Origin of the sequence: Thiothrix lacustris DSM 21227 (genome assembly GCF_000621325.1) — a bacterium.
In the GTDB taxonomy this organism is placed as follows: domain Bacteria; phylum Pseudomonadota; class Gammaproteobacteria; order Thiotrichales; family Thiotrichaceae; genus Thiothrix; species Thiothrix lacustris.
On the sequence record NZ_JHYQ01000051.1, the window covers coordinates 1 to 4832 of the forward strand.

The 4832-nt window shown below is 55.3% G+C and carries 7 protein-coding genes; 4 read left to right on the plus strand and 3 right to left on the minus strand.

What is annotated here, in order from left to right:
* On the minus strand, positions 1 to 158 hold a 158-nt coding region (locus Q394_RS0116645; protein ID WP_038141903.1), incomplete at its 3' end, for a helix-turn-helix domain-containing protein.
* 141 nt (positions 159 to 299) lie between these two features.
* On the opposite strand from Q394_RS0116645, the gene Q394_RS0116650 reads away from it, so the two are divergent.
* From Q394_RS0116650 to Q394_RS0116670, 4 genes are all read left to right on the plus strand, one after another.
* The gene (locus Q394_RS0116650; protein ID WP_028490239.1) at positions 300 to 971 is read left to right on the plus strand and encodes an NADH-quinone oxidoreductase subunit B family protein; all 672 of its coding nucleotides are present in this window, start codon (positions 300 to 302) and stop codon (positions 969 to 971) included.
* A complete protein-coding gene (locus Q394_RS0116655; protein WP_028490240.1) occupies positions 955 to 2250 on the plus strand; it encodes a Ni/Fe hydrogenase subunit alpha in 1296 nt (431 codons plus the stop codon). Before Q394_RS0116650 ends, Q394_RS0116655 begins: the two co-directional genes overlap by 17 nt.
* The gene (locus Q394_RS20930) at positions 2247 to 2633 is read left to right on the plus strand and encodes a hydrogenase maturation protease (protein WP_051543525.1); all 387 of its coding nucleotides are present in this window, start codon (positions 2247 to 2249) and stop codon (positions 2631 to 2633) included. The genes Q394_RS0116655 and Q394_RS20930 overlap by 4 nt, the downstream gene beginning before the upstream one ends.
* A 368-nt stretch (positions 2634 to 3001) precedes the next feature.
* On the plus strand, positions 3002 to 4246 hold the full coding sequence (locus Q394_RS0116670; protein WP_028490241.1) for an ATP-binding protein: 1245 nt from the start codon (positions 3002 to 3004) through the stop codon (positions 4244 to 4246).
* Between the two features lie 14 nt (positions 4247 to 4260).
* Here the strand turns inward: Q394_RS0116670 and Q394_RS0116675 are convergent, their stop codons facing one another.
* Positions 4261 to 4527, minus strand: a complete 267-nt coding sequence (locus tag Q394_RS0116675) for a DUF5615 family PIN-like protein (protein WP_051543526.1) — start codon at positions 4525 to 4527, stop codon at positions 4261 to 4263.
* A gap of 24 nt (positions 4528 to 4551) precedes the next feature.
* A partial coding sequence (locus Q394_RS22110) for a zinc ribbon domain-containing protein (protein ID WP_156946862.1) occupies positions 4552 to 4832 on the minus strand: 281 nt, incomplete at its 5' end.

The following is a 4832-nucleotide window of genomic DNA, read 5'->3' on the forward strand; positions in this document are numbered from 1 at the left end:
GTGTACCCAACTTTTTCCTGAGCCTGATAGTAGGCATCCGTGCGGTAACGCAAGATGCTGTTGTAAACGTAGCGCACACAACCGAACGTCTGAGCCAGCAACGTTTCTTGTTGTGGGTCTGGGTAGAATCGGAATTGGTAGGCGCGTTTAGTTTTCATTATTCACAAAATATCGTATATTTCGTGAAGAGTCAACAACCGAAGATAGCAAACCAAACGGAGGAGCGAGAAGAGGGTCGGCTGTCGCCGACGCGCTATCCCTCCCCATGCCTAAAGGCAGGGGTATCTCGCGCACGACTGATGAGCCAAGCAAACACCCGACCCACGGTCGCGGTACACAAGTTTTCCTCTTGCGACGGCTGCCAATTGGCCTTCCTCAATGCCGGGGAAGCGCTGTTGACGCTGGCAGAACGGGTCGACATCGTGCATTTCGCCGAAGCAGGCATGATGGCGGAAGAGGCACTCGTCGACATTGCTTTCGTGGAAGGTAGCATCAATACCAATCATGATGTGCAACGCATCCGTCAGGTTCGCGCCCACAGCCGTTACCTGATTACCATTGGCGCGTGTGCCACGGCAGGTGGGGTGCAAGCCTTGCGCAATTTGCACGACGGCAAGGGCTGGCATCAGGCCATTTACGCCCACCCCGAATACCTCGACAGCCTCGCCACCGCCAAACCGATTGCTTCACAAGTGAAAGTCGACCTGGAATTGTGGGGCTGCCCGGTCAATACCCAACAGGTCATGCAGGCCGTCAGCACCTTGTTGCATGGCGCAACGCCAGCTTTGCCGCAGGAAAAAGTCTGTGCCGAATGCAAACGCCGGGGCAATGTGTGTGTGGTGGTGACGCAAGGCCAAGCCTGCCTCGGCCCATCCACCCATGCCGGATGTGGCGCAATTTGCCCGACCTTCGGGCGCGGTTGTTACGGCTGTTACGGCCCCCAAGGAGTGATTTATGCAGGAGCAGCGTAAAGTCAGCGTGCGCGTCCCCGTCCTCACCCGCGTGGAGGGCGAAGGTGCGTTGGAACTCGACATCGACAATGGTGTGATTACCAACCTCAAGTTCAGCATTTTCGAGCCGCCGCGCCTGTTCGAGAAACTGCTGGAAGGCCGTGATTTTCAGGAAGTGCCCGACATTACCGCCCGTATTTGCGGCATTTGCCCGGTGGCGTATCAAATGAGCGCGGTACACGCGGCAGAAATGGCCTTCGGGGTGCAGATCAGCCCGTGGACGCGGGCATTGCGCCGCTTGTTGTATTGCGGGGAATGGATTCAAAGCCATGCGTTGCATATTCATTTGCTGGCTGCGCCGGATTTTCTGGGGTTTGAAGATGCGCTAACCATGGCGAAAAAATTCCCGCGTGTCGTCAAACGTGGCCTGAAACTGCAAAGCATTGGCAACCGCATTATGCGCGTACTGGGCGGGCGCTCGGTGCATCCGGTGAATGCGTGCGCGGGTGGTTTCTATGCCGCGCCACCGTTGGATGACATGCGGGCATTGCAAGCGGAACTGTTAGCCGCACAAGAAGATGCTTACGAATTGGTGCGCTGGGTTGCTAGCCTACCCATGCCAGCGGATGAACAACGTTTTACCTCAGTCGCGTTGTCTCATCCTGATGAATACCCGTTCAATACAGGTCGCCTCATCTCCAGCGATGGGCTGGATATTGGCATTGAGGAATACGATGTTCATTTCCGCGAATGTCAGATGGCGCATTCCACTGCACTGCACGCACTGCTTCATGGCAAACCTTATCTGGTGGGGCCGTTGGCGCGGGTGAATTTGCTGCATGAACAATTACCGGTGCATTTATTGGCCTTGCTGGAAGGTAGTGATGTGCAATTCCCCAGCCGCAATATGTTCCACAGCATGGCGGCGCGGGCGTTGGAAATTGCTTACAGCGTCGATGAAGCGATTCGTATTTTGGAAGCGTATACGCCAACCGATCAGCCTCATGTAGCGGTGACACCGCGAGCCGGGACGGGATTTGGTTGTACCGAAGCGCCGCGCGGGATGTTGTGGCATCGCTATGATTTCAATGCAGATGGTACAGTGAAAACAGCGCGGATTGTGCCACCTACCAGCCAGAATCAGGCGCGGATAGAGTTGGACTTGTACAATTCCTTACACGCTTTCGGGCTGGAGCATGACGACGATGCGCTGCGGTTGCGGGCGGAACAGGTGATCCGCAATTACGACCCGTGCATTTCGTGTGCGACGCATTTTTTGCGGTTGAAAGTGAATCGGTGATAACGGCGATTATAGGCATTGGTTCACCGTTTGGGGAAGATCAGGCGGGTTGGGATGCTGTCGATGCGCTGGCGGGAGAGGCTTGGGTGCAAGCACGCCTGGCAGCGGGAACGTTGGTGCTGGAGAAACTTGACCGCCCCGGCATGGCTTTGCTTGACCATCTGCGCGGTCATGCCCATGTGATCCTGATAGATGCCGTGCTGTCAACAGAACATTGCCCCGGCACATGGCTGGCGTTGCCACGTGAGGAATTGGCACTGCTGGCGTTCCCCGCTTCCAGCCATGGCATTGGGGTGGCGGAAGCGCTGGCAATGGGCGAAACGCTGGGAATGCTGCCGGAAAAACTGGAAATCTGGGGCATCGTCGTGCCGGAACTGTGTTAAGTTAAACGGCGAAGCATCACAAATGCCATTTCAGGCATTGGCGCATGGTGGGCTTATTCGCAGGAGGCAACGCAACTCGTCACTTATCTGATGGCTTTGCCTTGGGTTTATCTTGCGGCGTTTGTGGTGGCGATGTTGGTTTCTTTTAAGTTTTAGGCGTGGTTCCCATCACCAGATTCCTGATTTTACGGCTTTTGATTCCCGATCGCACGGTACTTGATTCCTGATTCGTTGGCGGGTCGTATGGAAACTCAGAGGCTGATTACCGTTTGGGGGGACATATCCAACATGACGATATGTAAAATCGTCCAGCAAGTGGATGATTTCCAGCTATTGAATGGCTGATATTCATGATCTACACTAGAAGTATGTATAACAGACACATTACCCCCTTACTCCACGAAGCACTCGCTGATACCCCGGTGGTATTGCTCAATGGCGCACGGCAAACGGGCAAAAGCACCCTGATTCAGGTGTTGGCAGAGCAAGAAGGACGCCGCTACCTGACACTGGATGATCATGTGACGCTCGCCGCTGCTTCCAGCGACCCTGCCGGATTTATTGCCGGGCTACCCCACCACGTAGCACTGGATGAAGTGCAACGTGCGCCCGACTTGTTTCTGGCCATCAAGGCTGCGGTTGACCGTGACCGCAAACCAGGGCGCTTTCTGCTGACAGGTTCCGCAAATGTCCTGCTGCTGCCTAATATTGCAGACTCGCTGGCGGGGCGCATGGAGGTCTTGTCCCTGTGGCCTTTATCGGGCAGCGAAATCGCGGGGAACCCGGCACGCAATCTGGCGGACTGGCTGTTTAACGGCGATTTGAATGCCTTACATATCCCGCCGTGTGAACGTGCCCAACTCATCGACAGGCTGGTAGCGGGCGGTTTCCCCGAAGCGGTGGAACGCACTCAGGAACGGCGACGGGCGGCGTGGTTTGACAGTTACTTGCAAGCCATCCTGTACCGTGATGTGCGCGAACTGGCACGGGTCGAACAACTCACCGAAATTCCCAACCTGTTACACCTGCTGGCAACCCGTAGCGCCAGCCTGCTGAACTTTGCCGAGCTTTCGCGCACCAGTAACCTGACGCAAACCACACTCAAACGTTACTTTACCCTGCTCGAAACCTTGTTTCTGGTTTACCGCCTGCCTTCGTGGGAACGCAATCCCGGCAAACGCCTGGTCAAATCCCCCAAAGTCTTCCTGTCGGATACCGGCTTGCTTGCCCATCTGGCCAACTGGACGGCAGAGCGCATGGCTGTGGAGAATGGCTTGCCCGGTGGGCTGGTTGAAAGTTTCGTGCTGGGTGAATTGCTCAAACACCTCGCTTTTTCCGCGCAACGCCTGACCTTGTGGCACTACCGCACGCAAAGCAATATTGAGGTGGATTTCATCCTCGAAAACCGGGCGGGCAAACTCACCGGGGTGGAAGTCAAAGCCAGCGCCAGCGTGGATAGTAAGGATTTCAAAGGCTTGCGGCATTTGCAGGAAACCGAGCCAGATACCTTCCAGCGGGGAATTGTGCTGTATAGCGGGCGCGAGGTCGTGCCGTTTGGGGAACACCTGTTTGCCGTGCCGCTGTCGATGTGGTGGGGAACATGCCCAACATAAAGTGAAGTGGACGATCAAACCACTTCGACCAAAAAGGCTCCAGCCTCCAATTCTTGCTTGATTGCATCCCAGTGTTTTTTGAAAATTTCCAGAAGCTTTTGCTTTGAGCAATTACCGACGCGTACCCAGACGATTTTGGGGTATAGCTTGCTGACAGAAGCGCGAAATTGAAAGTCGTCATCTTTGGAAATGATGACCCAATCGTTTTCCAGTGCAAATGACCAGATTTCCCCATCAGCGGCTTCCAACAAACCTGCATCCAGTACTTGACTACTCCCCACGGCTAAAGCCGGGGGATTCCTAATTCACCGAGAACAGGACGACGACACCGAAATGCCATCGCCACTAACATTCTCTCCAAAGGCTAACACCGCCAGCCCGGCGGCTAAAATGTTACGTGCTGCATTCACGTCACGGTCGTGGGTTGTGCCGCATTCGGGGCACTCCCACGATCGCACGTCCAGCGGCATGTTTTCTTTCACGAACCCACAGCAGGAACAGCGTTTAGTGGACGGGAAGAATCTCCCTATCTCAACGTATGTCCTCCCGTACCAGCCAGCTTTGTACGCAAGCTGGCGAGTGAACT

Bases quoted from the DNA above. Each gene is read 5' to 3' on its own strand.
- Q394_RS0116650 (WP_028490239.1), top strand. From the start codon at position 300: ATGAGCCAAGCAAACACCCGACCCACGGTCGCGGTACACAAGTTTTCC.
- Q394_RS0116655 (WP_028490240.1), top strand. From the start codon at position 955: ATGCAGGAGCAGCGTAAAGTCAGCGTGCGCGTCCCCGTCCTCACCCGC.
- Q394_RS0116670 (WP_028490241.1), top strand. From the start codon at position 3,002: ATGTATAACAGACACATTACCCCCTTACTCCACGAAGCACTCGCTGAT.